Raw genomic sequence first — 25,466 nt, 5'->3', positions numbered from 1 at the left:
TGTCCATTGAGGATAGTGCCGGGCTGCGGCTTCTCTCGCCCTCCGGGCAACGGCAGTCGAGTCCGCAGCTGCTCCCCGGGCACGGCGATCTCCTGACGCGCCGGACCATGTCACGGCTGCCGGACCAGCCCGTAGCCCAGCCCCATAGCGTCACCGCAGCAGGGCGGCAAGGCACGGCCCGCCGTGCCCACAGGGCCCGCCGCCCACCGCGGGCGTCCCCGCCGCTGCCCGGGCACGGCGGTCCACTGACGCACCGGTCCATGTCGCGGCCGCCGGGCCCGGTCCCAGCCCCGTAGCCTCGCCACCACCGGGCAGCGAGCCGCGGCCACCGGAGCCCACGTGGCGTGCCGCCCACCGCCAGCGTCCCGGCCACTCCCCCGGGCGCGGCCGCCTTCGGGCCGCCGGACCGTGTCACCGCAGTCGGCCCGGTCCCAACCCCCGCAGCCTCGCCACCACAGGCCAGCGAGCCGCAGCCACTGGTGCCCACGTGGCGTGCCGCCCACCGCCAGCGTCCCGGCCACTCCCCGGGCACCGCAGCCTCCTGGCCCACCGGACCATGTAACGGCTGTCCCCCAGTCCAACCCCCGCAGCCTCGCCACCACCGGCCAGCGAGCCGCGGCCACCGGAGCCCACGGGACCTGCCGCCCACGGCCAGCGTGCCGGCCCCCACCAAACTCACCGCCTGCCTGAACCGCCGCGCGCTCGCCCGGCGTCAGCTCACCGTCTCGCCGGTGATCTCGTCCCGCATCTTGCGGCCGCTCTTCGGGTCCGGCTTGGGGCGGCGGGGTTCGCGCACCCCGGCTCCGCCGTCGCCGCGGGAGAGCCACAGGCGCACCGGCGCGCCGGGGACGGCCATCGCTCCCGACTCCGGGCTCTGGTCGGTCACGATCCCGACCGGCAGCCCGTCCGGGTCCGACGACGTCGCCACCAGGCCCTTCTTCTCCAGCACCGCCCAGGCGTCGTCCCACGACAGGCCCACCACGTCCGGCACCGTCACCGACGCGCGCCGCCGCTGCTGCCCTGCCTCCGGCGTCACCGACCGCCGGCGCCGCTGCGGGACCGACTCCGGCGGCTCCGCAGCGGACGGCTCGTCGAGGTCCCGCCACCGCTCCCACGCCGACTGCCGCGTCATGCCCAGCCGTACCGCGATCTCCGACCACGACCGCCCCTGCACGCGGGCGACGCGCACCGCCTCGAACTCGGCCTGGTCCAGCAGCCGCCGGACGGTCCCCAGATCCGTCAGCGCGTCGAGCGCACCGGCCTGGTCCGCCGCGGCCCCGTGCACCCAGTCCGCCAGCCGCCGCCACGCCTGCTGACCTTCTCGCCACAGCTCCATGGCCATCACCTCTGGGTGTCAGGTTAGCCTGACACCGCTCGATCGGCCACCACCCTGCGCCGACCGTGCTAACCCAGGTTCTGCGCACAGACCTCCAGCAGCGACACCAATCGCCGGACCTCCGCGGGCGCGAGCCCGGCCGTCATGCGGTCGTCGACGTCCAGCACGATCTCCTGGGCCTGCACGAGCAGCGACCGCCCGTCCTCGGTGAGCGTGACCGGCAGGGCGCGGCCGGACGTGGGCCGGCTGGCCACGTTCACCAGTCCCGCGGCCCGCAGCCCGGCCAGCACGTCCCGCAGGGACTGGCGGGTCACGAAGGTGCGGCGCGCGAGCTCCGCCGACGACGCGCCCGGCACGTCCGCCAGCGCCCGCAGCACCGCGTACTGCGACATCGACAACCCCAGCGGGCGCAGCCGTTCCTCGCACGCCCGGTGGAACGCCTGCTGCACCTGTTTGACGAGGTAGCCGGCGCTGCGCAGAATCTCCCCTTGACTCATGACAGGAACCTTACACATAATCAGTCATGTAAGGATCCTGACACTGAAGGGAACACCATGACCACCATCGCCACCGACGCGCCCGTCGTCACGCTGATCAACGTCTTCACCGTCCAGCCCGACCGGCAGCGCAAGCTGGTCGAAGTGCTCGCCCGGGCGACGGATGAGGTCATGCGGCACGTGCCCGGCTTCGTCTCGGCCAACCTCCACGCCGGCGAGGACGGCACCCGCGTGGTCAACTACGCGCAGTGGGAGTCCGTCGAGGCCTACCGCGCGATGCTGCAGAACCCCACCGCACAGGAGCACATGCGAGAAGCCGCCGCGCTCGTGGACGGGTTCGACCCGCATTTGTACACAGTGGAATCCGTGCACACGTCAGTCCACTGAGGACCCGAGCACGGGGAACCGCTCGCTGCGGAAGGACAGCCGGTTGCCCCGGCGATCGGCTGCCACTCCCCGATCCCGACCTGACCGGAACGGCTCACCCGCACGGTCGGGTCCAGCCACTCCTCCCTCGACTCGAGCCGGGCGTCGCCGCCGAAACCGGCACCGAGGGGGTCACTTCTCCTTCTGCCGCGCTGCTTCCTTGCGGACCTCGGCCTGGGTGGCGCGTTCGCGCTGGAGCCACTCGGGACTCTCGGCCTTGAGCGCGTCGATCTCCTCGGTGGTCAGTGGCTCGGTGATGCCGCCCCGCGCGAGACCGCTGATGGAGATGCCCAGCTTCGCGGCCACCACCGGCCGCGGGTGCGGGCCGTTACGCCGCAGGTCGCGCAGCCACTCCGGCGGATCGGCCTGCAGGGCGTTGAGCTCGTCGCGCGAGACCACGCCCTCGCGGAACTCCGCCGGGGTGGCTTCCAGGTACACCCCCAGCTTCTTCGCCGCCGTCGCGGGCTTCATCGTCTGAGGGGTCTTCTGCGACGTCATGACCGCCAGGGTAGCGAGCGCGCGGCCGGCGCCCGCGGTCACACCCGGTAACCTCACCCGCATGACCGGCCCGCACTTCACGCTCGCGTACGTTCCCGGGGCGACGCCCGGCAAGTGGGCGCGGATCTGGGGTGAGCGGAGGCCGGAGGTGCCACTGGACCTCGTCCAGGTGCCGCCCGGTGAAGCCGAGGCCACGGTGCGTGACCGCACCGCCGACGCCGCCCTGCTACGGCTGCCGATCGACCGCACCGGCCTGCACGCCATCCCCCTCTACACCGAGGCGACGGTGATCGTCGTGCCGAAGGACCACCTCTTCGCCGCGGCGGACGAGGTGACGCCCGGTGACCTGACCGACGAGGTTCTGCTGCACCCGCAGGACGACACGCTGGACTGGCCGCAGCCCCCGGGCCGCCCGGCGCTGGAACGCCCCGGGACGACGGCCGACGCGATCGAACTGGTCGCCGCCGGCGTGGGGTTGCTCGTCGTCCCGCAGTCCCTCGCGCGGCTGCACCACCGCCGCGACCTGACCTACCGGCCGCTGCTGGAGGCCCCGCAGTCGCAGGTCGCGCTGTCGTGGCTGGAGGAGGAGACCACGGACCTGATGGAGACGTTCATCGGGATCGTCCGCGGCCGCACCGTCAACAGCACCCGCGGGCGCCCGCAGCAGGAGCCGGTGAAGCGCAAGAAGCCGGCGAAGCAACCCCGCGCGAACCCGCCCCACCCCCGCCGCGGGAAACCTCGCCGCCGGTCCTAGTCCGCGAGGAGCCTGCCACAGCGGTCAGCGTCCACGGCCACACGATCAGCCCCCCACGGTCACGCTGACGAACCGGCAGGCCGCACCGGCTAAGACGCCCGCCTGAACCGCTCTCCCCACTCGTGCGCCCGCTCCCGCAGCTCGGGCGGCGACACCACCTGGAACGGCGCGCCCGCCACGCCCAGGGCCAGCAGCGGCCAGTCGAGCGACTCCGAGGTCATCGTGACGCGGCACCGCCGCGGCCCGGCCTCCTCGACGGTGCTCCACTGCCCGATCCGCTCCCGCACCGCCTCGGCCGGGGCCGCGACGAGCACCTCCACCCGGTACGAGCTCCACGCGTTCTCCAGCCCCTCCCGCAGGAACGCGGCGGCGTCCGCGGCCGGCAGTTCCCGCGGCCGGAAGCCGTCCCCCGTCGCGCTCGGCGCGCTCAGCCTGTCGACGCGGAAGCGGCGCCAGTCGTGCCGCGTGAGGTCGTAGGCCACCAGGTACCACCGGCGCCCGAGCGAGACCAGCCGCAGCGGTTCGACGTGCCGCTCGGCGCTGCGGCCGTCCGCGGCGGTGTAGGAGAAGCGCAGGCGCTCGCTGTCCCGGCACGCTAGCGCGATCGTGGTCAGCACGCCCGAGTCCACCCCCGCCGATCCGTCCCACACCAGCGGCACGGTCATCGCCCGCAACGCTTCGACGCGCCGGCGCAGCCGGGCCGGCATCACCTGTACGACCTTCGCCAGCACCCGGACCGAGGACTCGGCGATCCCCGCCACCGTGCCCTGCGCCGCGGCCTGCAGCCCGACGACCAGCGCGACCGCCTCCTCGTCGTCGACCACCAGCGGAGGGAGCGCGGCGCCGGGTGCGAGCTGGTAGCCGCCGTCGACACCGCGCTGCGCCTCCACCGGATAGCCCAGCTCGCGCAGCCGGTCGATGTCGCGGCGCAGCGTCCGGGGCGACACGCCCAGCCGCTCGGCCAGTTCCGTCCCCGGCCAGTACCGGTGGCTCTGCAGCAGCGACAGCAGCCGCAGCGTCCGGGTGCTCGTGTTCGCCATGAATCCGATTCTCCCGCCATTGCGGCCAGAAAGTGGCCACTATGCCTCCTAGCTTGGTCTCCAGACCGAACGGAAGGAAGAACCATGAACGCGACCACGACCACCACCGAGCGCGCCGACCTGCTGGCCACGCTGGCGAAGCACCGGCACTTCCTGCGGTTCCCCGCCCGCGACCTGACCGACGACCAGGCCCGGCAGCGCACCACGGTGAGCGAGCTGTGCCTGGGCGGTCTGATCAAGCACGTCGCGTCGGTGGAGCGGGGCTGGACGACCTTCATCCTCGAAGGCCCGTCGGCGATGCCGGACTTCAGCGCCATGACCGAGGCCGACTTCGCGAAGCGGGCGGAGGAGTTCCGGCTGCTGCCGGACGAGACGCTGGCGGGCGTGCTGGCGGAGTACGAAGCGGTGGCCCGGCGGACCGACGAGGTGGTGGCGTCGCTGCCCAGCCTCGACGTCGTCATCCCCCTGCCGAAGGCGCCGTGGAACACCGAAACCGAGTGGTCGGCCCGGCGCGTGCTGCTGCACATCATCGCCGAGACCGCCCAGCACGCCGGGCACGCGGACATCATCCGCGAGGCCCTGGACGGAGCGAAGAGCATGGGTTAAGTCAACTGCTTGACTTACCACGACGGTATTCGGTTAGGTGGTCACGAGGCGACAGAAAGGCACGAATGAACGACTCGGCGACCACCTCCCTGCCGGACCCGGGCGCACTGGGCATCGACCCGGACGCCCTGCGCGCCCGCTACCGGGCCGAACGCGACCGGCGGCTCCGGCCCGACGGCAACGCCCAGTACCAGCCGATCGAGGGCGAGTTCGGCTACTACGCCGACGACCCGTACGCGGACGCGGACTTCACGCGCGAGCCGATCACCGCGCGGCACGAGGTCGTGGTGGTCGGCGGCGGGTTCGGCGGGCTGCTCGCGGCCGCCCGGCTGCGCCAGGCCGGCATCGAGGACCTCCGGGTGGTCGAGAAGGGCGGGGACTTCGGCGGCACGTGGTACTGGAACCGGTATCCGGGCATCCATTGCGACATCGAGTCCTACGTCTACCTCCCGCTGCTGGAAGAGGTCTGCTCCGTGCCGCGGTGGAAGTACTCCCCCGGCGAGGAGATCCGCCAGCACGCCCGCGCCATCGGCAGGCACTTCGGCCTCTACCGCGACGCGTGCTTCCAGACCGCCGTCACCGAGCTGCGCTGGGACGAGGCCGCGGCGGAGTGGGTCGTGCGCACCGACCGCGGCGACGACCTGCGTGCCCGGTACGTGGTGGTGTCGAACGGGACGCTCGACCGGCCGAAGCTGCCGGGCATCCCCGGGATCGAGAACTTCCGCGGCCACACGTTCCACACCAGCCGGTGGGACTACGCCTACACCGGCGGCGACGCGAACGGCGGGCTGACCGGGCTCGCCGACAAGCGCGTGGGGCTGATCGGCACGGGCGCGACCGCGATCCAGGTCGTGCCCCACCTGGGCCGGGACGCGCGGGAGCTGTACGTCTTCCAGCGCACCCCGTCCACTGTGGACGTTCGCGGCAACCGCCCCACCGACCCGGAGTGGGCCGCGTCGCTGACGCCGGGCTGGCAGCGCCGCCGGCGGGAGAACTTCCTCACTCTCGTCACCGGCGGGCAGGCCGAGGAGGACCTGGTGGCGGACGCGTGGACCGGCAGCAGTGCCCGGCTCCAGCGGTACCTGATCGCGGGCGAGGACCAGGCTTCGCTGTCGGACGCGGAGCAGGAGTTCGTCGACGAGCTGCTCGACTTCCGGAAGATGAACGAGATCCGGGCGCGGGTGGACGAGCTCGTCGAGGACCCGGCGACGGCCGAGCTGCTCAAGCCCTGGTACCGCTACATGTGCAAGCGGCCCGGGTTCAGCGACGAGTACCTGCAGACGTTCAACCGGCCCACCGTGCACCTGGTCGACACGGCCGACCACGGCGGTGTCTCCCGCATGACCGAGCACGCCGTCGTTGTCGGCGACCGGGAGTACGAAGTGGACTGCGTCATTTTCGCCACCGGTTTCGAGGTCGGCCGCTCGGGCATACTCACCGGCCGCCTGCCGGTGTACGGCCGCGGCGGGCAGACGCTGCGCGAGTACTGGGGGCGCGGGCCGCGGACGCTGCACGGCTTCTACAGCCACGGTTTCCCCAGCCTGTTCCACCTCGGGCCGCTGCAGAACGCCAGCTCGGTGAACTTCACGCACATCCTCGACGAGCAGGCGACCCACGTCGCCGAGGTGATCGCCGAGGCCCGCAAGCGCGGCGCGAAGTACGTCGAGCCCAGCGAAGCGGCCGAAGCGGAATGGGTGGACAGGATCCACTCGTACGGCTCCGAGCGGTACAAGTTCCTCGCCGAGTGCACGCCGGGCTACTACAACAACGAGGGCAAGCCGCGCGAGCGCAACGAGTCCTTCGGCGACGGCGCGCTCGCCTTCCACGACCTGTTGCGCCGCTGGCGCGCCGAAGGCGGGATGGACGACGTGCTGGTCTCCGGATGAGGGGTGCGCATGGCCCGGCGGCGAGCCGCCGCTGGGCGATCCGCCGCACCACGCGGCCGAATCCACTGTGGAATTCCAATGGCGTGGCGTTCGGTCCGGACGGGCGGCTGTACGTGGCGGAGTTCCTCGGCGGCCGGATCAGCGCCGTCGACGTCGCCTCCGGGGACGTCGAGGTGGTGGTGCCGCCCGGCGGCCCGGTGCAGTCGCCCGACGACCTCGCGTTCGGGCCGGACGGGTCGATGTACCTCACGGATCTGGTGCCCGGCCGCGTCTGGCAGCGGACTCCGGCGGGCGAGTACCGCCTGGTCTCCGGTGACGTGCGCGTGCCCAACGGGATCACCTGCGTCGGCGAGCGCCTGTTCGTCAACGAGATGTGCGTGGACGGGCGGCTGCTGGAGCTGTTCCCCGGCGGTGGCGAGCCCGTGGTGCTCACCGGCGGGCTGGCGATGGGCAACGCGATGCAGCTGGGCCCGGACGGGCACCTCTACTACCCGCACATGCTCACCGGGCAGGTCTTCCGCATCTCCCCCGACGGCGGCGCGCCCGAGGTGGTGGCCGAGGACGTGCTGGAGCCGGTCGCGGTGCGCTTCGACCTCGGCGGCACGCTGCTGGTCCTCTCGCGCGGCGCCGCGGGCGTCATCACCCGCATCGGCCCCTCCGGCGGGCGGACCCTCGTGACGACCGGGATTCCCGGGCTGGACAACGCGGCCTTCGACGCGGAGAACCGGATGTTCGTGTCCAGCTTCGCCAGCGGCGGGATCGCGGAGGTGCACCCGGACGGCCGGACGCGCCCGGTCGTGCCGCAGGGCCTCGCGGGCCCGTTCGGCGTGGCGGCCGACCGGTCCGGGACGGTGTTCGCCGCCGACCACTACCGCGTGGTCGTCACGACCGGAAACGACGTGGTGACGCGGGAACTGCGGCCTTTCACCCACGGGATCGCCGAGCGCGACGGGCACCTGCACACGACGTCGCAGTACGGCGAGGTGTGCACCGACGGCCGTAAGCGCGTGCAGGGCCTCGACGAGCCCACGGGCATCGCGGTCCGGGACGACGGCACGCTCGTCGTCGCCGAAAACGGCGCCGGACGGGTCGTCGCCGTCGACGGGCAGGACGAGGTCACCGTGCTCGCCGAGGGCTTCGGGCGGCCGGTGGACGTCGCACTCGACGGGGACCAGCGCTGTTACGTCAGCGACGAGAGCCGGGGCGCGGTCTACCGGATCGACGACGGGGTGCCGGTGCCCGTTGTGGAGGGGCTCGACGCGCCGCAGGGCCTGGCCGTGCGCGGGGACGAGCTGTTCGTGCTGGAGACGGGGTGCGGCAGGCTGCGTGCGGTCGACCTCGCGACCGGCGAGGTGCGGACCGAGGCCGAGGACCTGCCCGCCCAGCCGCCCGGAAGCGAGCGGCCCGCGTTGTTCGCCGAGGGCATGCCCGGCGTCCCGCACCCGTTCGCGGGGCTCGCGGCCGGGCCGGACGGCGCCCTGCACGTCTCGGCGCCCGCCGAGGGCACCGTGCTGCGTCTTGAACGCCAGGGGCCGCCGACCGTATCGTGACGGGACGGAATTTCCGAACGGTCGGTAAGGAACAGGCATGGCGCCGGTCAGCGTGGACGAGCGTGTCGCCTCCTTCGAGGCGCTGGCTTCGGCGGCGTTCGCGCCGCTGCGGGTGCGGCCGCTGGCGCCGGGGTTCGCGGGCTCGATCCGGGCCGCGAGCGCGGGCGACGTGGTGGTCACGCGGATCCGCTGCGCACCCTGCCGGGTGGAGCGGCCGCCGGGGCTGATCACCTCCGGTGACCGCGACCTGGTCAAGGTCACCGTGCTGGCGGCGGGGCGCAGCGAGGTCGAGCAGGACGGGCGGCGCTGCGTGCTCGGCCCCGGTGACCTGGTCAACTACGACACCGGCCGCCCGTACCGGCTCACCTTCCCCGAGCCCTACGACGCCACGGTCGTGGCCGTGCCGCGCGCCCTGCTCGGCGCGCACGCCGACGCGGTCGCGTCGCGGACGGCCGTCGCCGTGCCCACGGTGCAGGGCGTGCAGCGGGTGGTGGGCGGGTTCTTCCAGGCCATCACCGACGTGCTCGACGAGGACCCCGGCGGGTTCGCCGGCGACGCCACCTCCCACCTCACCGACGCGCTGGTGTCGGTGGTGATCTCGGAGCTGACCGCGCTGCGGCCGGACCCCGGCGAGGACCTCGCCGACCGGATCCTCGCCCACTGCCTCACCCGGCTGAGCGATCCCGGTCTCACGGTCGAGTCGGTCGCGCGGGCCCACCACGTGTCGGTCCGCTACCTGCACAAGGTGCTCAAGGCGCGCTCGCTCACGCTTTCGGCGTGGATCCGCCGCCAGCGGCTGGAACGCCTCCGCCGCGACCTGGCCGACCCCGCATTGGCGCACCGCACGACGGCCGCGCTCGCCGCCCGCTGGGGCATCCTCGACGCGACGCACCTGAGCCGCGCGCTCAAGGCCGAGTTCGGGCAGACCGCGGCGGAGATCCGCCGGGCGGCCCGGTAGCCGCCCGGCGGTTTCCTCACGCCAGGTTCGTCCAGATGCTCTTCACCTCGGTGAAGGCCTCGATCGCCTCCCAGCCCATCTCGCGGCCCATCCCGGACGCCTTCATCCCGCCCCACGCGGCACCGGCGTCCAGCAGCGGCGGCATGTTGATCCACACCGTGCCCGCCTTCACCTGGTGCGCCAGCCGGTTCGCGGCGCCGATGTCGCGCGTCCAGAGGTAGGCCGCGAGGCCGTACTCGGTGTCGTTGGCCCGCGCCGCCAGCTCCTCCGGCTCGTCGTAGGGCAGCACCGTCAGCACGGGGCCGAAGATCTCCTCCCGCGCGATGCGCATGTCCTGGGCGACTCCGGCGAAGACCGTGGGCCGGTAGAAGTAGCCGTTCGCGAGCTCACCACCCGCGCGCTCGCCGCCGGTGAGCAGCTGCGCGCCCTCGGACCTGCCGATGCCGACGTACCGGTCGATCTGGTCGAGCTGTTCCTGCGACACCACGGGGCCGAGCTGGGTCGTTTCGTCCAAACCGGACCCGAGCTTCATCGAACCCGCCGCGCCGGCGAGCTTTTCGGCGAACTCGTCGGCGCGGACGCGGTCGACGTAGAACCGGGTCGCGGCCGCGCACACCTGCCCGGAGTTGAGCAGCCCGCTCATCAGGTTGCCCTCGACCACGGCGTCGAGGTCGGCGTCCGCGGCGATGATGCTCGGTGCCTTGCCGCCCAGCTCCAGCGACACCTTCTTCAGCGCCCGCCCCGCTTCCGCCGCGATCTCGCGACCCACCGCGGTGGAGCCGGTGAACGAGATCTTCGCGACCTTAGGGTGCCGCACCAGCGCCTTGCCCACCTCGGGCCCGCCGGTGACGACGTTGACCACCCCGGCCGGAATTCCGGCCTGCTCCAGGACTTCGGCGAGCAGCAGCGTGCTCAGCGGGGTCTGCTCGGCAGGCTTGATCACGACGGTGTTGCCGGTGGCCAGCGCGGGGGCGAGCTTCCACACCAGGATCATCAGCGGGAAGTTCCACGGCGTGATCAGCGCGCACACCCCGAGCGGCTCGCGGCGCGTCCGGTAGTCCACGTCGGGCACCGACAGCGGCGCCGTGACACCGGTGATCTTGGTGACCCAGCCCGCGTAGTAGCGGAAGTGCTCCACGGCGTTGGGCACGGAGAACCCGCCGCTGATCGCGAGCGGCTGCCCCTGGTCGGTGGTCTCCAGCCGGGCGAACTCGGCCGCGCGCTGTTCCAGCAGGTCCGCGACCTTGAACAGCAGGCGTGCCCGCTGGGCGGGCAGCAGCCCGGCCCACTCCGGCGAGGCGAAGGCGACGCTCGCGGCCTCGACCGCACTGTCCACATCGGACGCGGTGGCTTCGGGCAGTTCGGCGATCACCTCGCCGGTCGCGGGGTTGTGCGTGGGGAACGTGGTGGCGCCGCCGGTCCACTTCCCGCCGATGTACATGTCGGTGCGCATGGCAAGCTCCTGGGGTGCTCAGTCGAAGACGACGAGGCCGCGGAGGTTGCGGCCGGCGTGCATGTCGTCGTAGGCGTCGGCGATCTGGTCGAGGGTGTAGGTGCGGGTCACGAGCTCGTCGAGCTTCAGCTGCCCGGCCTGGTACATCCACAGCAGGTTCGGGATGTCGCGGCGCGGGTTGGACTCGCCGAACAGCGAGCCCTGCAGCCGTTTCTGCATGAGCGTGAGGTCGCCGAGGGCGATCGGCGCGCCCACCGCGGTGATGTCGCCGAGACCGGTGACCACCACCGTGCCGGCCTTGCGGACGGCCGCGAGCGCCTCGGCGACGTGCTCGCCCCGCACCACGCCGATGGTGAGGATCGCGGCGTCCGCGCCCTGGCCGTTGGTGATCGACCGGGCGTACTCGGCGGCCTCGCCGAGGTTTTCGTAGAAGTGGGTCGCGCCGAACTGCTTGGCCCACTCCTGCTTCTCCGGCACCGGGTCCACGGCGATGACCGTCGTCGCGCCCGCGTGCACCGCGCCCTGCAGCGCGTTGGCGCCGATGCCGCCGATCCCGGCGACGATCACCGTGTCGCCGGGACGGATGGCCGCGGAGTTCACCGCGGAACCCCAGCCGGTCGGCACCCCGCAGCCGACGAGCGCCGCGGCCCGCAGCGGGATGCTCTTGTCGATCTTCACCACGGAGTCGACGGCCGCGGTGGTGTACTCGCTGAAGGTCGAGATCCCGCACTGCTGGCCGACCGGCTCGCCGTCCAGGTGCATCCGGAAACTGGCCGGGTCACCGGCCCGCGCGCCCGTCAGCAGGGACGCGCCGAGGTCGCACAGGTTCGACAGCCCGCGGGCGCAGAACTCGCACTTGCCGCAGGCGGGCAGGAACGAGAACACGACGTGGTCGCCGGCCTCGAAGCCCGGCGTGTCCGGCCCGACGGCCGTCACGACGCCCGCACCCTCGTGCCCGCCGGCGTACGGGTAGATCCCGACGGGCACGTCCCCGGTGGCCACGTGGTCGTCGGAGTGGCAGAGTCCGGACGCCGCGAGCTTGACGGTGACCTCGCCCTGACGCGGGTCGTCGAGCTCGACCTCGACGGTCTCGTACCGGCCGGGGGCCTCGCGGATGATCGACGTTCGGGTGGAAATCGGCATGGGCTACCTCCAGGACTGCGTCGTTGCGGTCCGTTCCAGTAGACCCTCGCGGCCTCCGGGCCGGTCGCCACCGCGCGTACCGGCGCTCGCCAATCCGTGCACTCAGGACACGAGTTTTGCCTCCCTGGCGAGATCCGCGGCGGTGGCGCGGCGCAGCGCGGCGTCGACGTCGGCCGGTGCCGGGTCGGCCAGCACCGCGGCGATGTGGGCGTCCGGGCGGACGACCCACACCTCGCCGGGCCTGGCGCCGAGGGCGGCGGTGAGCGTGCCGTCCGGGTCGAGATCGGCCAGCGCGAGCGACCGGACCGGGCCGGGGCCGGACACCGGAACGGGCGTGTTTCCGTGGCACAGCACCAGGAACCCGTCGCGCGCGAGCGCACGGGCGCGGCCGCCCGCCACCGGCGCGTCGGGCAGGAGCACCCCCGGCCCCGCGGGCGGGACCTGACCCCGAGGTGGCCGCCCCGGGAACGGGCGGCTCGGGTCGGCGGTGGTCAGCGGCGAGTCCACGTACCAGAACGGCTCGGACAGCCGCCCGGAGTCGACCATCGCGCGCGCGGCGGGGTCGGTGGCCGCCCGGGTGAGGACGTCCACGCGGTGGCGCGCGCGTTCCTCGTCCGGGGGCACCAGGAAGTCCATGGTCGCCGTGGTGACCTCCAGGTTCTCCCGGGCCGCGGCGTGCCGTTCGGCGTGGTAGGTGTCCAGCAGCGCGTCCGGCGCCCAGCCGTAGCCGACGTAGGCGAGCTTCCAGGCCGCGTTCTCCGCGTCGGCGACACCGGAGTTCAGCCCCCGCGCGCCGAACGGCGAGACCAGGTGCGCGGCGTCGCCCGCGAGCAGGATCCGGTCGCAGCGCATCCGGTCCACCACCCGGGAGTGGAAGCGGTAGACCGACTTCCACACGATCTCGTAGTCGCGGTCGCCGATGATCGCGCGGATCCGGCGGTCGAGCGCGCCCGACGCCGTCTCCGCCTCCAGGTCGTAACCGGCGGGCACCTGCCAGTCGATGCGGAAGGTCGAGTCCGGGCACGGGTGGATCAGCACCTGGCGGCCGGGGTTCCACTCGGGGTCGAAGTAGAACCGCCGCTCGGTGGCCCAGCCGGGCAGGTCGGTGCGGATGTCGCAGATGAGGAACCGGTCGTCGAAGGAGTGCCCGTCGAACCGCACGCCGAGCAGCTTCCGCAGCTCGTCGCAACGCGCCCCGGCGCACACCACGAGGTAGGAGCCGCGCAGGTCCCGGCCGTCGGCCAGGCGCACCGACACCCCGGCCGCGTCCTGCTCGACGGCGGTCACCTCGTGGCCCCAGCGCAGGTCCACCAGCGGCTGGGCGGCGATGCACTCGTCGAGGATCTCCTCGGTACGGGTCTGGGAGATGTTCACGAACGGCGGGAACGCGGGCTGCCCGGAGTCGGCGAACGTGTAGCTGAACAGCTCGGCGTCGCGGTGGAAGGTGCGGGCGGTGGTCCAGGTGACGCCCTCGTCCGCGATCCGGCGGCCGGCGCCGACGGACTCCCACACGTCGAGAACGGCGCGCTGCTGGCAGATCGCCTTCGACCCGATCCTGTCCCGCGCCGGGCGGCGGTCCAGGACGAGGGTGGGCACGCCCCAGCGGGCGAGCAGCAGGGCCGTGGTCTGCCCCACCGGGCCGGCGCCGAGCACGACGACGGGCTCGCCCGTCCAGGGTGCGGTGGTCATCGCGGCGCTCCTCCTCAGCCCTGCAGCTGGGCCCAGACCTCGCGGTCCCGTTCGGCGGTCCAGATCACCGGACGGTCCACACCGGACAGTTCGTCCCACAGCCGCGAAACGTCGAACGGCAGGCAGTGCTCGAAGATCGGCCAGTGCCCGTAGTCGTCCACCAGCGCGGCGTGCGTGGCCTCGAACGCCTCCTTGAGTGTGCCGCCGCGCTCCCGCACGGCGCCGACCTCGCGGATCATCACGCGCAGGAAGTTGCGGGTCTGCTCGATCGCGGCGTCCACCGCGTCGCGCCCGCGGCTCACGCCGCCACGCCCGCCGACGAGCTGCTCGGCGCCGAGCGCTTTCAGGTTGTCCAATGTGGACGCGGCCCACTCGCGGTGGAACGCGTCGCCGGTGTAGAGCGCCGCCTCGGCCTCCACGAGGTCCCCGGCGAACAGGATCCGCTGCCGGGGCAGCCAGGCGGTGATGTCGCCCTCGGTGTGCCCGCGCCCGTGCCACTGCAGCACGAGGTCGCCGCGGTCGCCGCCGAGGTCGATCGTGAGCCGGTCCGCGAAGGTCAGGGTGGGCCAGGTCAGGCCGGGCACCGACTCGGCGGCCTCGGCGAGCCGCGGCATGCGGGCGAACTCGCTCTCCCAGTCCTCCTTGCCACGCTCGGCGACCAGCGCCCGGGTGTTCTCGTGGGCCACGATCGTCTCGGCGTCGAACGCGCTGGCGCCGAGCACGCGCACCGCGTGGTAGTGACTCAGCACCAGGTAGCGGACCGGCTTGTCGGTGTGCTCACGCAGCTTCGCGAGCCACTTCCGCGCGGCGACCGGTGTGGCGAGCGCCTCGAAGCAGACGAGGAAGTCCTCGCCCTCGATGGCCCCGATGTTCGGGTCGCCTTCGGCGGTGAGCGCGTAGACGCCGTCGGCGAGCACCTCCAGCGTCTGCTCCTTGGCGGCGGTGTCGGCGGAGGAGGCGAACGGCTTGGCCATGGGAATGTCCCTTCACTCGGTGGCGAGGTCGGCGTCAGGAGACTGCGGCGCGCACTGAGGTGAGGATGCGCCCGTCCGGGCCCGCGGGAAAGCGGGAGCTCCGGGCGAAGCGGGGCTGTGCGTCATCGGCAGTCCCTTCCCGTCGACCGTCTCAGGGGAGACGATCAAAGCTTTGACTACTTGGGGACAGTAGCCGATCCGCCGGGGAAGCGCCAGAGCAACGGAGGGTATGCGGCAGGACGCGGCCTGACGCGGTAGGGCGGATCGCACGGCACCCAGAAGTGGGACTAGGATTCCAACCACCAAAATCAGCTAACTGTCCGAATCGACTCGTACTCCGAACAGGTGGCAGCACCGGGGGCGGCTCCGCCCACGGTGCCCAGACAGATCCTAGTGAGGTCGGATGCCTGCCCAGGCACCACAAAGCCGGTTCGCCGTCGTCTTCCACGAGTTGTGGGAGGGCAGTGGCATGAGCAAGACCGAGGTCGCGAAGGCAGCGGGCTACTCGCTTTCGTCCCTGACGAACGCGTTGAGCAGCTCTCGGATCCCATCGCTGCAGCTGGCGCAGCGGCTCGACGCGGTACTGGACAGCGGGGGCCGGTTGACGCGCGTGGTGTTCGAGGCGCTCCTCGCGCGGCTCCTCAAGACGGTACTTCTGAACGCACCCGCCAGGCGAGGTCCGCTGCTGGGCCGCCGGGCGGCACGGCACCGCCTGGACACCGCCGTGCTGGGCCGACGTGCCGGTGAACAAGCCCTGGTCAACGTCGTCGGCCCGGCCGGCATCGGCAAGACCCACCTGGTGCACGCCTGGATGGAGGAGGCCGGAAAGCGCTTCCCCGGTGGCGCCCTGATCGTGGACCTGCACAGCTCGATGACGCCCGAGGAGCTGGGGCCGGTGCTGACGCGTCTGCTCACCGCTCTGGGGATCCACGCATCCGCGCTCGCCGGTCAGACACCGGAGGAGCTGCTCCGCCACTTCCAGCGCATCACCAGCTGCAAGCCGGTGTTGCTCGTGCTGGACAACGTGGACTCGCTCGAACTGTTCACGGCGCTTCGTCCGGGGACGGGCAGTGCGGTGGTGCTCACCAGCCAGCTCCCGCTCCCGCTGCCCGGCGCCGAGGTCGTTCCGCTCGGCCCGCTCGACCCACCGGCCGCGCGGACGCTCCTGTCGAACCTGGCCGGCGAAGCACGGATCACCGAGGAACCCGAGGCGACCGACCGGCTCCTCGAGCTCTGCGGTGGAGTCCCCTCGAACCTGCGGCGCGCGGGCAAGCTGCTCGCGTGCAAGCCGGAACTCACCATCCGGGGACTCGTGGACACGCTGGAGGCGGAGCGAGGATGAGAGAACCCTCGCCCAGCGCCGAACTCCTCCAGGCGACGAAGGTCCTGCTCGATCTGAGCTACGCGGAGCTGCCGGAGAGCGCCGCGCGCACCTTCCGCCTACTGGCGGCCCAGCCGTGCTCGTCCCTTTCGCCCGAGGCCGTGGCCGCCCTCACCGGAGGAACGCCGGAGGAGGTCCGCGCCGACCTCGACGCGCTCGACGAGTGGGACCTGGTGCAGGTCACCGTCGACGGGCGGGTTCACCTGCACCGGACGGCCCGCGCCTACGCGGCCGGGCGAGCGAGGGAGGAGGACGACCGGACCGCCGCCCGGAAACGCCTGATCCGCTGGTACGTCGCCGCCGCGGCGACCGCGGGCGACGCCATCGCGCCGGACTGGGCGGGCCCCGCCATGGCGGTGGACACCAAGGGCTTCCACCTCCCGGACTTCTCCGGGCACGGGCCGCTGTCGTGGATGGACACCGAGTTCGCCTCGGTCGTGGCCCTGGTTCAGGACGCGGAGCGGCACGGCTTGCCGGAAGCCTGGCAGATTCCCGTGCTCTACCTGCCTTTCCTCTACCTGACGAGACACTGGAGCGCATGCCTGGAGCTGTTCACCCGCGCGGTCCGCCTTGCCCGCCGGGCCCGCAGCCGAACCGGGCTCGCCCGCGCCTTGCACGGCCTGGGCTGGATCCTGCACGAACTCGGCCGCGACGACGAAGCTCTCCGCCCGCTCCGCGAAGCGGCCACCCTCCACGAATCCGGAAACGACGACAGGGGGCGTGCGTGGACCATGCACGCCCTGGGCGAAAGCTTGACGGGTACCGGGCACTACACCGAGGCACTGCGCAGGTTCGACGCGGCGCTCCGGCACTTCGCCGCGCCCGAGTGGCCTTTCGGCACGGCCATCGTCTCGGCGACCATGTCGACCACGTTCAAGCGCATGGGCCGGGTGGAAGAAGCGATCCGGGTCGCCGAAGACGCCCTGCACCTTGCCCTCAGGACCCGGGTGTCCCCACTCCAGAGCCACACCCATCACCAGCTGGGCCTGATGCGACTGGAGCAGGGGCACGCCGCACGGGCGTTCGTGCACTTCGAGCAGGCCCGGCTGTTGCGGCGCGACAACGGGCAACCGCGGGGCGAGGCGGAAAGCCAGCTGGGCTGCGGAAAGTCACTGGCCGCGCTGGGACTGCGCGCGGAAGCGGAGGAGGCGGTCACCGCGGCCATCGCGATCCTGAGCGAGCTGCAGGACGCCCCTGCGGTCGCGGAAGCACAGCTGCTCCGGCAACAACTCGGGGCACTCGAGCCTGAGTCCACTGTGGCCGGTCGGCCGTGACGCCGGGCAGCACTTTTTCCAAGTGTGTGACCGCACCCCCTTCCACCCCTTCCGGCGCAGTGGGAATCTCCTGCCATGAAAGAGAAACCTGCACCGCCGGCCCGGTTCCGGCTGCGGAAACGAGCAGCTGCCGTCACCCTGGCGATCTTGGCCGCTTCGGCCACGGGCACGTCGAAACCGGTCGATGACGAGCCAGAGCAGCAGCCTCCGGTCGTGATCGTCCTGCCGGAGCCGGCAAGCTGCCGCTGACCGATCGGGGACCGGTTGCTCGCACCGGCTCCGGCCGGCGCGAGCAACCGGCAGGCTCCCTCACGCCCCGATACGGGACGCCAGCACCGCCCTCGCACGTTCCCGCTGCTCCGCGTCCGGCCGCACCCGGGGGAACTCCGGCGGCAGTTCCGCCAGCACGGCGGCCACGATGTCCGCCCGGTGGCGGTAGCGTTCGTGCCTCGGCAGGGTGAACAGGAAGCGCACCAGGGCGTCGCCCGATTCGATGTCGAAGACCGACTCCCAGGCCTCGCGTTCCGGGCCGAAGCCGAACCCCTCGCGGCTCCGTCCGGCTCGCCGCCGCGCCGTCGCCGCTTCGTCGACCTCGGCGCCGCTCAGCACCACGCCGTAGTCCCGCTCCGCCGCTTCCCGTGTCACCAGGCCGCGCCGCACGTCCCGCAGCACCGCCGCCGGGTCGCGTTCGAACGGGTCGCCGAAGCCGCCCGCGCCCGAGGTCCGCAGGGTCACCACGTCACCGCGCCGCAGCGGCAGCACGTCCACCTTCCCCACCGGCTCGCCGTTCACCTGCAGCACCGCCGGCGTGCCCGGCCCGCCGCCACGCACGCCCCACGGCCGGAAGCACTGCCGCTCCAGCCCGCGGGCCAGCAGCCGCGACCCGTCGCCCTTCACCCGGAACGTCAGCTCCAGCCCGCTGCCGCCGCGCCAGCGCCCGGCGCCGCCGGAGTCCGGCACCAGCCCGTACCGCAGGATCTCCACGCCGATCTCCGTCTCCACGGTCTCGACGGGGTTGTTGGCCAGGTTGGAGATCCCGCTGTCACGCCCGTCCACGCCGTCGGCGCCCGCGCGCGCCCCGGTGCCGCCGACCATCGGCTCCAGCACCTGCACGTTGTCCTGCTCCGCGACGACCACCGGCACCACGAGCCCGCTCGACGCCGCCGGCAGCACGTCCGGCGCGGCCAGCCCGAGCGCGCCGCCCAGCGCGTCGTTCACCCGCGACGCCGTCGCGTGCCGGATGCCGACCGCGGCCGGGCGCAGCGCGTTGACGACGCTGCCCTCGGGCGCGGTCACGCTGATCGGCCGCACCAGCCCGGCGTTCAGCGCGATCGCCGGGTCGAGGGTGCAGATCAGCGCGAGCACTCGCGTGGTGATCCAGGCGTGCGGGCGGCCGAGGCTCGCGATGTTGAACGCCGCCGCCACCTGCGGGTCGGTGCCCGTGAAGTCCAGGTGCAGCTGCCCCTGCGAGAGCGTCGCGGTGACGGAGATGCGGACCGGTACCTTCGACACCGCGTCGTCGTCGAGGTAGTCGACGAACCTGTACGTGCCGTCCTCCAATGTGGACAGTGCGGCGCGCGCCTTCGCGGCCGTGTAGTCCACCACGTCCTCCTGCGCGGCGAGCACGTCGGCCACGCCGTGCCGCTCGACGATCGCGGCGAGCCGGGTGCGGCCCGTGCGCAGCGCGGCGATCATGGCCTGCAGGTCACCGCGGTTGGCGTCGGGCATCCGGCTGTTGGCCGCCATCAGCCGTTCGACGTCGGTGTTCGGCTGCCCCGCGCGGACCAGCTTCACCGGCGGGATCTGCAGGCCCTCCTGGAAGATCTCGTCGTTGGTCGGTGACAGGCTGCTGGGCACCCGGCCGCCGATGTCGGAGCAGTGGATGAACGCCCAGCCGTAACCGATCAGCTCGCCTTCGGAGAAGTAGGGCGCGACGAGCTGGAGGTCGGTCAGGTGCGTGGCCAGCCCGCCCGAGGTGAACGGGTCGTTGGTGATGATCACGTCGCCCGGCTCCAGCGGACCCGCGGCCTCCGCCGTGGCGGCCACGTCGAGCCCCACGAACCCGGACACGCCGATGCCGCGCGGATAGGCGACGAACCCGCCGCCCGGTCCGGCGAGCGCGCAGCAGAAGTCCGCGGTCTCCTTGACGTAGAGCGACCGGCTGGTGCGCTGCAGCGTCAGGCACATCTCCTCGGCGAGCGCGGAGAACTTGTTGCCGATGATCTCCAGGGTGACCGGGTCGAGCTTCATCGGCGCACCCGCAGGTTGCCGAACTCGTCCACGGTAACCGCCCAGCCCGCGGGCACGACCACGGTGGTGTCCTCCTGCTCCACTACGGCGGGCCCGGCGAACCGGTCACCGGCCCGCAACTCCGCCCGCTGGAAGATCCGCGCCTCGGCCCACTCGCCGCCGAGGAACACCGGCCGCGTGCCGCTCGCCGCCGGTTCCGACCCGCCGCCGGACACCGTCCGGTACGGCAGCGCCGCCACCGGCCCGACCACGGTGAGCCGGGCCGTGCCCAGCCGGATGGGGGCCTGCAGGTCGCGGAACCCGTACAGGCGCTCGTGTTCGGCGTGCAGCGCCTCGGCCACGGCGGCCACCGTCAGCTCGCCGAGCGGCACTCGCAGCTCGAAGGCCTGGCCGAGGTAGCTCAGGTCGGCGGAGACGTCGAACCGCGGCTCGCCCGTCGCGACGCCCTGCTCGGCGAGCCACGTGCGGGCCTGCTCCCGCAGGTCGCCGACGATTTCACGCAGCCGCGCGAGGCCGTCCTCGTCCAGCGGGCGGCGCAGACTGCGCGCGAAGTCGCGGCGCAGGTCCGCGGCCGCCGCGCCCAGCGCGCAGAACGTCGCCGCCGCGGGCGGGACCACGATCTCGCTGATGCCGACCTCCTCGGCGAGCGCGGCCGCGTGCGTCGGGCCCGCACCGCCGAAGGGCACCAGCGTGAACTCCGCGGGGTCGAAACCGCGCTGCACCAGGATCTTCTGCAGCTCCACGGCCATGCCCGCGGTCGCGACGCGCAGCGCCGCGGCCGCCGCGTGCACGCTGTCGAGCCCGATGCGATCGCCGACCTCCGCGAGCGCCCGGTTCGCGGCCTCGGCGTCGAGTGTCATGCGGCCGCCGAGGAACGCACCGGGCGAGAGCAGGCCGGTGCGCAGGTAGCAGTCGGTGATCGCCGGGCGCGTGCCACCGCGCCCGTAGGCGACCGGTCCGGGCACGGCGCCCGCGCTTTCCGGGCCGACCTTGAGCACGCCGTGCTCGTCGACCCGCACCACGGAACCGCCGCCGGCGCCGATCGCGTTGACCGCGACCACCGGCAGCACGAGCGGCAGGCCGCCGATGTTCGTGCGCGTCGCGATCTCCGGCGTGCCCGCCAGCGCCACCGCGATGTCGCTGCTGGTGCCGCCCATGTCGAAGGTGACCAGGCGCTCGATGCCCGCCTCCGCGGCGAGCTTCGTCGCGGCCGTGACGCCTGACGCCGGTCCGGAAAGGACAGTCTCGATCGGACGGTCGACGGCCGCGCGCAGGCTCAGCGCTCCCCCGTTCGACCCCGCGATCGTCACCGGCGCCGTGATGCCGAGCGCGGCGAGGCGCTCCTCCAGCCGTTCGAAGTACGCCTTCATCAGCGGCTGGATGTACGCGTTCAGGCAGGCCACGAGCGTCCGCTCGTACTCGCGGACCTCCGGCCACACCGTCGCCGACGCGGCGACCTCCGTGCCCGGCAACAGTTTCGCCAGCCGCCGCGCGATCTCCGCCTCGAAACGGGGGTTGGTGTGCGCGTGCAGCACGACGACCGCGACCGCGTCCGCGTCGATCTCCGCGGCCGCGCGGGCCAGCTCCTCGTCGGCCGGCGTACGGGCCGGGGTGCCGTCCGGGTGCAGCCGCGCGGGCAGCTCCACGACCAGCTCGCGCGGCACCAGCGGCTCCTCCTTTGCCGCGTGCAGGTCGAACGACGAGGGCAGGCGGCTACGGCCGATCTCCAGAATGTCGCGGTAGCCCTCGGTCACGACGAGCGCGAGCCGCGCGCCGCGGCGCTGGATGATCGTGTTGAGCCCGATGGTGGTGCCGTGGGTGATCGCGCCGTACTCGGCCGGGGAGATGCCCGCCTGCGCCGCGATCGCCGCGAGGCCCTGCGCGACGGCCACTGTCGGATCGTCGGGCGTGCTCGGCTCCTTGTGGTGCAGCACGCGGTTGTCGTCCGGCATCGCGAGCACGAAGTCGGTGAAGGTGCCGCCGACGTCGATCCCGGCTCGAATGGTGGTCACAGCAGCTCCGACAGGCGCACGAATCGTTCCAGCACCAGCATCACGACGACGCTGGCGAGCAGCAGCAGGGTGGACACCGCGGCGACCGACGGGTCCAGCTCGAACTGGACCGCGGAGAAGATCCGCAGCGGCACGGTGGTGGTGTTGGCGCCGGCGACCAGTGCCGTGATGGCGACCTCGCCGAGGGAGGTGACCGCGGCGAACACCGCCCCGGCGATGATCCCCGGCCGCAGCAGCGGCAACGTGACGGTCCAGAACACGCGTGCCCCGCTCGCGCCGAGGCTGGCCGCCGCGCGTTCCAGCGTCGGGTCGAGCCCGGCCGCGCTGACGAGCACGGCGCGCACCACGTACGGCAGGGCGATCAGCGAGTGGGCGAGCCACAGGCCGGTGATCGTGTTGGTCAGCTGCAGGCCCTGCAGGTAGTACAGCAGGCCCAGGGCGATGATGATCTCCGGGATCAGCAGCGGGCCGAGCGCGATCCCGGCCAGGATCCCCTTGCCGGGGAAGGTGCCGCGCGCCAGCCCGTACGCGACGGTGGTGCCCAGGACGATCGTGGTGAGCACGACGAACACCACCAGCAGCCCGGACAGCTGGAACGACACGAGCCAGTCGGCGGACGAGAGCACCGCGGAGTACCAGCGCAGCGAGAACCCCGAGGGCGGGAACGCCACCGAGTCGGCCGAGTTGAACGACGCGACGACCAGCACCACGAGCGGTGCCAGCAGGAACAGGAACACCAGGCCCGCGAACACCCTGCCCGCGGCGGTGAGCAGCTTAGCCATGCAGCCTCCGGGTCCAGAGGCGGAAACCGCCGCCGAAGACCGCCGTGCACACGCCGGTCAGCACCAGCAGCACGAAGCTCAGCGCGGCGGCCATCGGGTAGTCGAACACGCTGCTCACCTGGTCGTAGATGCGGATCCCGGCCAGTGGCTGGTTGGTGCCGCCGATGAGCATCGGGGTGATGTAGATGCCCATCGCCAGCGCGAACACGATGAGCACGCCGGCCGCGATGCCCGGCAGGCTCAGCGGGACCGTGACGCGCCAGAACGTCCGCGCGGGCCCGGCGCCGAGGCTCAGCGACGCGCGGCCGAGGTTCGGCTCGATGTTCCGCAGCGCGGTGGTGAGCGGCACGATCGCGAACGGCAGCAGCACGTGCGTGACCGAGACGATCACCGCGCCGGTGCTGCCGAGCAGGTTCGCCGGCTCGCTGCGCAGCCCCAGCCCGACGAGCACGCGGTTCACCAAACCGTTGCCGGACAACAGGACCGACCAGCCATAGGTGCGGACCACGACGCTCGTCAGCAGCGGCGAGATCACCGCGAGCAGCAGCAGCGTCCGCACGAGCCCCGGCCTGCGGTGCGCCAGCACGTACGCCGCCGGATAGCCCAGCACGAGGCACAGCACGGTGACCACCAGCGCGACGAACACGCTGTGCAGCAACGCTTCCGAGAAGAAGGACTCGGTGAACACGCGGCGGTACTGCTCCGCGGTGAAGCCCGGCAGCGCCTGCCCGTACTCGTCCACCGGGTGGAAGCTCATGATCAGCATCCGGACCATGGGCACGATCAGCAGGAACACGAGGAACGCCAGCGCGGGCAGCACGAAACCGAGCCCGCGCAGCCGCCCCTTCGGGGCCTCAGCGGAGGACGATGACATCCCCGGGCTCCCAGCTCACGGCCACCTCGGTGCCCTCGGGCGGCGCCTGCTCCGCCCGTGCGGTCAGGCGCAGGCCGCCGGGCAGCAGCAGCTCGACCTGCCACGCGTCACCGAGGAACGAGCGCAGCGCCACCTTCGCCACCGGCCGACCTTCACTGCCGCCGAGCCGGACGCGCTCCGGCCGCACCGCGACCGTGACGTCACCGGAAACCTCGCGGTGCCAAGGGAAACGCACGTCACCGACGGTCAGCACGCCGTTTTCGGCACGGCCCTCCAGCACGTTCGCCGCGCCGAGGAACTCGGCCACGAACCGTGTCGCCGGCTCCCGGTACACGACCTCCGGCGTGTCCACCTGCTCGACGCGGCCGCCGTTCATCACGGCGATCCGGTCGGACAGCGACAGCGCCTCCTCCTGGTCGTGCGTCACGAACACCATCGTGATGCCCAGCCGCTGCTGCAGCGCCCGCAGCTCCACCCGCATCTCGCGGCGCAGCTTCGCGTCCAGATTGGACAGTGGTTCGTCCAGCAGTACCAGCGCGGGCCGGATCGCGAGCGCCCTGGCCACCGCGACGCGCTGCTGCTGCCCGCCGGACAACTGCCGCGGCCGGCGGCCGGCGTAGGCTTCGAGGCTCACCAGCCGCAGCGCCTCCTCGACACGCTCGGCGCGCTCGCGCTTGGGCACCTTGCGTGCCTTCAGCCCGTACGCGACGTTGTCCGCCACGCTCAGGTGCGGGAACAGCGCGTAGTTCTGGAACACCAGGCCCAGCCCGCGCCGGTACGGCGGGACGCCGGTGACGTCCTCGCCGTCCAGGCGGATGCTGCCCGACTGCGGGCGGACGAAACCGGCGAGCGTGTTGAGCAGGGTCGTCTTGCCGCAACCGCTGGGGCCCAGCACGGACAGGAACTCGCCGCGGCCGACGGTGAGCCTGCCGACGTCGAGCACGCGCTGCCCGTCGTAGCCCGCGGTCAGGCCGCTGATGTCGAGGTGCTCGCTCACCCGAAGATCTGGTTCCACCGCTGCTGCCAGCTGTTGAGGTTCGGGGTGGCGGCCGCGTAGTCGACCCACGTGAAGGTCTTGTACACGTCCTCACCGTGCTTGATCTTGGCGTCGAAGTCGGCGCTGTAGGCGATCGTGTCGTTGCCCGCGCCGTAGAACGTGGCCTCGGCGAAGGGCTTCTGGTACTGCGCGGCGGTCAGGTAGTTCAGGAACTTGTACACCTCGTCGGTGTGCGTCGTCCCGGTCGCCACGTAGTAGGAGGTCAGCGCGCCGACCGCGCCCGAGGCGGGGTAGGTGAAGCCGATCGGCTGGCCCGCCTTCTCCATCGCCAGCGCCCGGCCGTCCCAGAACGGCACGATCCACGCGTCCCCGTTCTGCACCGCGGTGGCGACGCTGCCCGCGTCGGCCGGGAACGACGAGACGCAACCCTTGAGCTTCTGCAGCTCAGTGAACGCACGGTCCACATCGGACGGGTTCGACAGCTGCCCGCCGAGGCTGTGCACCAGCGCGGAGAAGAACTGCATACCCGGGTTGTAGGTCAGCGGCGGCAACGCGATGTGCCCGCAGTAGGCCGGGTCGAAGATGTCCTGCCAGTCCTTCGGCGGATTCGCGATCTTGTCCGTGCGGTAGAGCCAGCCCAGCGAACCGGTGGTCAGCGGGGCGCCGTAGGACTTGCCGTTCACGACCGACTGCTGCACGAGCGTGCTCGACAGCTGCGGCCAGGTGCTGATCTTCGCCGTGTCCAGCGGCTGCAGCAGGTTGCCGCCCACCGCGGCCCGCACCGACTCGGAGGTGAACGCGACGACGTCGAACGGCGGGTTCTTGCCGTTCGCGGCCCGCAGCTTGGTGAGCCAGTCCGCGTCGGCGCCCAGCACCAGGTTCACCTTGATGCCGGTGTCCTTCTCGAACGGCTCCACAAAGGAGGAACGGAACGCGTCGCTCCACGCGCCCGCGAACGCCGTGACCGTGATGGAACCGCCGGAACCGGCGGAACCGCCCGTGTTCGCCGTGTCCACCCCGCACGCGCTGGTGAACAGGACGGCGGCCGCGGCCAGGACCGCGCTCATGCGCTTGAACATCGCATCG

General features: G+C 72.4%; 22 protein-coding genes. 8 read left to right on the top strand and 14 right to left on the bottom strand.

The window, feature by feature from the left end; translation table 11 throughout:
• Window positions 1-712: 712 nt before the first annotated feature.
• Both FHX82_RS21280 and FHX82_RS21275 read right to left on the bottom strand, forming a co-directional pair.
• Complete coding sequence (locus FHX82_RS21280) at window positions 713-1,336, bottom strand: PASTA domain-containing protein (RefSeq protein ID WP_145934007.1); 624 nt, start codon at window positions 1,334-1,336, stop codon at window positions 713-715.
• A gap of 68 nt (window positions 1,337-1,404) precedes the next feature.
• Complete coding sequence (locus tag FHX82_RS21275; protein WP_145934008.1) at window positions 1,405-1,833, bottom strand: MarR family winged helix-turn-helix transcriptional regulator; 429 nt, start codon at window positions 1,831-1,833, stop codon at window positions 1,405-1,407.
• A 57-nt stretch (window positions 1,834-1,890) separates the two neighbouring features.
• Between FHX82_RS21275 and FHX82_RS21270 the strand changes: the two genes are divergently transcribed.
• The gene (locus tag FHX82_RS21270) at window positions 1,891-2,220 is read left to right on the top strand and encodes an antibiotic biosynthesis monooxygenase family protein (protein ID WP_145934009.1); all 330 of its coding nucleotides are present in this window, start codon (window positions 1,891-1,893) and stop codon (window positions 2,218-2,220) included.
• 171 nt (window positions 2,221-2,391) lie between these two features.
• Here the strand turns inward: FHX82_RS21270 and FHX82_RS21265 are convergent, their stop codons facing one another.
• Window positions 2,392-2,757 carry a DUF5997 family protein gene (locus FHX82_RS21265; protein ID WP_145934010.1) on the bottom strand — a complete coding sequence of 122 codons (366 nt, stop codon included), beginning with the start codon at window positions 2,755-2,757 and terminating at the stop codon, window positions 2,392-2,394.
• 61 nt (window positions 2,758-2,818) lie between these two features.
• Between FHX82_RS21265 and FHX82_RS21260 the strand changes: the two genes are divergently transcribed.
• Window positions 2,819-3,511: a LysR family substrate-binding domain-containing protein gene (locus FHX82_RS21260; RefSeq protein WP_145934011.1), complete on the top strand. Its 693-nt coding sequence runs from the start codon at window positions 2,819-2,821 to the stop codon at window positions 3,509-3,511.
• Window positions 3,512-3,600: 89 nt separating this feature from the next.
• Here the strand turns inward: FHX82_RS21260 and FHX82_RS21255 are convergent, their stop codons facing one another.
• Complete coding sequence (locus FHX82_RS21255; protein ID WP_145934012.1) at window positions 3,601-4,551, bottom strand: helix-turn-helix transcriptional regulator; 951 nt, start codon at window positions 4,549-4,551, stop codon at window positions 3,601-3,603.
• Window positions 4,552-4,635: 84 nt separating this feature from the next.
• Here FHX82_RS21255 and FHX82_RS21250 point away from each other — a divergent pair, with 84 nt between their 5' ends.
• The 4 genes from FHX82_RS21250 to FHX82_RS21235 all read left to right on the top strand — a co-directional run bounded on the left by FHX82_RS21250 (window position 4,636) and on the right by FHX82_RS21235 (window position 9,551).
• The gene (locus tag FHX82_RS21250; RefSeq protein ID WP_145934013.1) at window positions 4,636-5,157 is read left to right on the top strand and encodes a DinB family protein; all 522 of its coding nucleotides are present in this window, start codon (window positions 4,636-4,638) and stop codon (window positions 5,155-5,157) included.
• A gap of 65 nt (window positions 5,158-5,222) precedes the next feature.
• Window positions 5,223-7,043 carry a flavin-containing monooxygenase gene (locus tag FHX82_RS21245; RefSeq protein ID WP_145934014.1) on the top strand — a complete coding sequence of 607 codons (1,821 nt, stop codon included), beginning with the start codon at window positions 5,223-5,225 and terminating at the stop codon, window positions 7,041-7,043.
• The gene (locus FHX82_RS21240) at window positions 7,040-8,593 is read left to right on the top strand and encodes an NHL repeat-containing protein (RefSeq protein ID WP_145934015.1); all 1,554 of its coding nucleotides are present in this window, start codon (window positions 7,040-7,042) and stop codon (window positions 8,591-8,593) included. Before FHX82_RS21245 ends, FHX82_RS21240 begins: the two co-directional genes overlap by 4 nt.
• Before the next feature lie 37 nt (window positions 8,594-8,630).
• Complete coding sequence (locus FHX82_RS21235; protein WP_145934016.1) at window positions 8,631-9,551, top strand: AraC-like ligand-binding domain-containing protein; 921 nt, start codon at window positions 8,631-8,633, stop codon at window positions 9,549-9,551.
• Between the two features lie 16 nt (window positions 9,552-9,567).
• On the opposite strand, the gene FHX82_RS21230 is transcribed toward FHX82_RS21235, so the two are convergent.
• The 4 genes from FHX82_RS21230 to FHX82_RS21215 form a co-directional block, all read right to left on the bottom strand.
• Window positions 9,568-11,004, bottom strand: a complete 1,437-nt coding sequence (locus FHX82_RS21230) for an aldehyde dehydrogenase family protein (RefSeq protein WP_145934017.1) — start codon at window positions 11,002-11,004, stop codon at window positions 9,568-9,570.
• Window positions 11,005-11,022: 18 nt separating this feature from the next.
• Window positions 11,023-12,147 (bottom strand): NDMA-dependent alcohol dehydrogenase, encoded by a 1,125-nt coding sequence (locus FHX82_RS21225; protein WP_145934018.1) that lies wholly within the window; start codon window positions 12,145-12,147, stop codon window positions 11,023-11,025.
• Window positions 12,148-12,249: 102 nt separating this feature from the next.
• Entirely contained in the window at window positions 12,250-13,836 is a 1,587-nt protein-coding gene (locus FHX82_RS21220; RefSeq protein ID WP_145934019.1) for an FAD-dependent monooxygenase, read from the bottom strand.
• Between the two features lie 14 nt (window positions 13,837-13,850).
• Complete coding sequence (locus FHX82_RS21215; protein ID WP_145934020.1) at window positions 13,851-14,810, bottom strand: MBL fold metallo-hydrolase; 960 nt, start codon at window positions 14,808-14,810, stop codon at window positions 13,851-13,853.
• Window positions 14,811-15,279: 469 nt separating this feature from the next.
• On the opposite strand from FHX82_RS21215, the gene FHX82_RS21210 reads away from it, so the two are divergent.
• Entirely contained in the window at window positions 15,280-16,152 is an 873-nt protein-coding gene (locus FHX82_RS21210) for an XRE family transcriptional regulator (protein WP_183176725.1), read from the top strand.
• Window positions 16,149-17,465, top strand: a complete 1,317-nt coding sequence (locus FHX82_RS21205) for a tetratricopeptide repeat protein (RefSeq protein WP_145934022.1) — start codon at window positions 16,149-16,151, stop codon at window positions 17,463-17,465. The genes FHX82_RS21210 and FHX82_RS21205 overlap by 4 nt, the downstream gene beginning before the upstream one ends.
• A gap of 309 nt (window positions 17,466-17,774) precedes the next feature.
• On the opposite strand, the gene FHX82_RS21200 is transcribed toward FHX82_RS21205, so the two are convergent.
• From FHX82_RS21200 to FHX82_RS21175, 6 genes are read right to left on the bottom strand one after another with little or no spacing between them, the layout of a single operon-like run.
• Complete coding sequence (locus FHX82_RS21200) at window positions 17,775-19,715, bottom strand: hydantoinase B/oxoprolinase family protein (RefSeq protein ID WP_145934023.1); 1,941 nt, start codon at window positions 19,713-19,715, stop codon at window positions 17,775-17,777.
• A complete protein-coding gene (locus tag FHX82_RS21195; RefSeq protein WP_221216183.1) occupies window positions 19,712-21,727 on the bottom strand; it encodes a hydantoinase/oxoprolinase family protein in 2,016 nt (671 codons plus the stop codon). The genes FHX82_RS21200 and FHX82_RS21195 overlap by 4 nt, the downstream gene beginning before the upstream one ends.
• Window positions 21,724-22,509 carry an ABC transporter permease gene (locus tag FHX82_RS21190; RefSeq protein WP_145934024.1) on the bottom strand — a complete coding sequence of 262 codons (786 nt, stop codon included), beginning with the start codon at window positions 22,507-22,509 and terminating at the stop codon, window positions 21,724-21,726. Before FHX82_RS21190 ends, FHX82_RS21195 begins: the two co-directional genes overlap by 4 nt.
• The gene (locus tag FHX82_RS21185) at window positions 22,502-23,383 is read right to left on the bottom strand and encodes an ABC transporter permease (RefSeq protein ID WP_145934025.1); all 882 of its coding nucleotides are present in this window, start codon (window positions 23,381-23,383) and stop codon (window positions 22,502-22,504) included. The genes FHX82_RS21190 and FHX82_RS21185 overlap by 8 nt, the downstream gene beginning before the upstream one ends.
• On the bottom strand, window positions 23,364-24,380 hold the full coding sequence (locus FHX82_RS21180) for an ABC transporter ATP-binding protein (protein ID WP_222425945.1): 1,017 nt from the start codon (window positions 24,378-24,380) through the stop codon (window positions 23,364-23,366). The genes FHX82_RS21185 and FHX82_RS21180 overlap by 20 nt, the downstream gene beginning before the upstream one ends.
• Window positions 24,377-25,459: an ABC transporter substrate-binding protein gene (locus tag FHX82_RS21175; RefSeq protein WP_145934027.1), complete on the bottom strand. Its 1,083-nt coding sequence runs from the start codon at window positions 25,457-25,459 to the stop codon at window positions 24,377-24,379. The genes FHX82_RS21180 and FHX82_RS21175 overlap by 4 nt, the downstream gene beginning before the upstream one ends.
• Window positions 25,460-25,466: the final 7 nt, after the last annotated feature.

The organism is Amycolatopsis bartoniae (genome assembly GCF_014191255.1).
Lineage (GTDB): Bacteria > Actinomycetota > Actinomycetes > Mycobacteriales > Pseudonocardiaceae > Amycolatopsis_E > Amycolatopsis_E bartoniae.
Note: the sequence above shows the minus strand (reverse complement) of the source record. Positions and strands in the feature narration are given on the sequence as shown.

Coding starts and splice junctions, on each gene's coding strand:
- FHX82_RS21215 (WP_145934020.1), bottom strand. CDS start 14,810: ATGGCCAAGCCGTTCGCCTCCTCCGCCGACACCGCCGCCAAGGAGCAG.
- FHX82_RS21175 (WP_145934027.1), bottom strand. CDS start 25,459: ATGTTCAAGCGCATGAGCGCGGTCCTGGCCGCGGCCGCCGTCCTGTTC.
- FHX82_RS21190 (WP_145934024.1), bottom strand. CDS start 22,509: ATGGCTAAGCTGCTCACCGCCGCGGGCAGGGTGTTCGCGGGCCTGGTG.
- FHX82_RS21265 (WP_145934010.1), bottom strand. CDS start 2,757: ATGACGTCGCAGAAGACCCCTCAGACGATGAAGCCCGCGACGGCGGCG.
- FHX82_RS21255 (WP_145934012.1), bottom strand. CDS start 4,551: ATGGCGAACACGAGCACCCGGACGCTGCGGCTGCTGTCGCTGCTGCAG.
- FHX82_RS21260 (WP_145934011.1), top strand. CDS start 2,819: ATGACCGGCCCGCACTTCACGCTCGCGTACGTTCCCGGGGCGACGCCC.
- FHX82_RS21240 (WP_145934015.1), top strand. CDS start 7,040: ATGAGGGGTGCGCATGGCCCGGCGGCGAGCCGCCGCTGGGCGATCCGC.
- FHX82_RS21225 (WP_145934018.1), bottom strand. CDS start 12,147: ATGCCGATTTCCACCCGAACGTCGATCATCCGCGAGGCCCCCGGCCGG.
- FHX82_RS21205 (WP_145934022.1), top strand. CDS start 16,149: ATGAGAGAACCCTCGCCCAGCGCCGAACTCCTCCAGGCGACGAAGGTC.
- FHX82_RS21220 (WP_145934019.1), bottom strand. CDS start 13,836: ATGACCACCGCACCCTGGACGGGCGAGCCCGTCGTCGTGCTCGGCGCC.
- FHX82_RS21250 (WP_145934013.1), top strand. CDS start 4,636: ATGAACGCGACCACGACCACCACCGAGCGCGCCGACCTGCTGGCCACG.
- FHX82_RS21200 (WP_145934023.1), bottom strand. CDS start 19,715: ATGAAGCTCGACCCGGTCACCCTGGAGATCATCGGCAACAAGTTCTCC.
- FHX82_RS21210 (WP_183176725.1), top strand. CDS start 15,280: ATGAGCAAGACCGAGGTCGCGAAGGCAGCGGGCTACTCGCTTTCGTCC.
- FHX82_RS21280 (WP_145934007.1), bottom strand. CDS start 1,336: ATGGAGCTGTGGCGAGAAGGTCAGCAGGCGTGGCGGCGGCTGGCGGAC.
- FHX82_RS21235 (WP_145934016.1), top strand. CDS start 8,631: ATGGCGCCGGTCAGCGTGGACGAGCGTGTCGCCTCCTTCGAGGCGCTG.
- FHX82_RS21270 (WP_145934009.1), top strand. CDS start 1,891: ATGACCACCATCGCCACCGACGCGCCCGTCGTCACGCTGATCAACGTC.
- FHX82_RS21185 (WP_145934025.1), bottom strand. CDS start 23,383: ATGTCATCGTCCTCCGCTGAGGCCCCGAAGGGGCGGCTGCGCGGGCTC.
- FHX82_RS21245 (WP_145934014.1), top strand. CDS start 5,223: ATGAACGACTCGGCGACCACCTCCCTGCCGGACCCGGGCGCACTGGGC.
- FHX82_RS21230 (WP_145934017.1), bottom strand. CDS start 11,004: ATGCGCACCGACATGTACATCGGCGGGAAGTGGACCGGCGGCGCCACC.
- FHX82_RS21275 (WP_145934008.1), bottom strand. CDS start 1,833: ATGAGTCAAGGGGAGATTCTGCGCAGCGCCGGCTACCTCGTCAAACAG.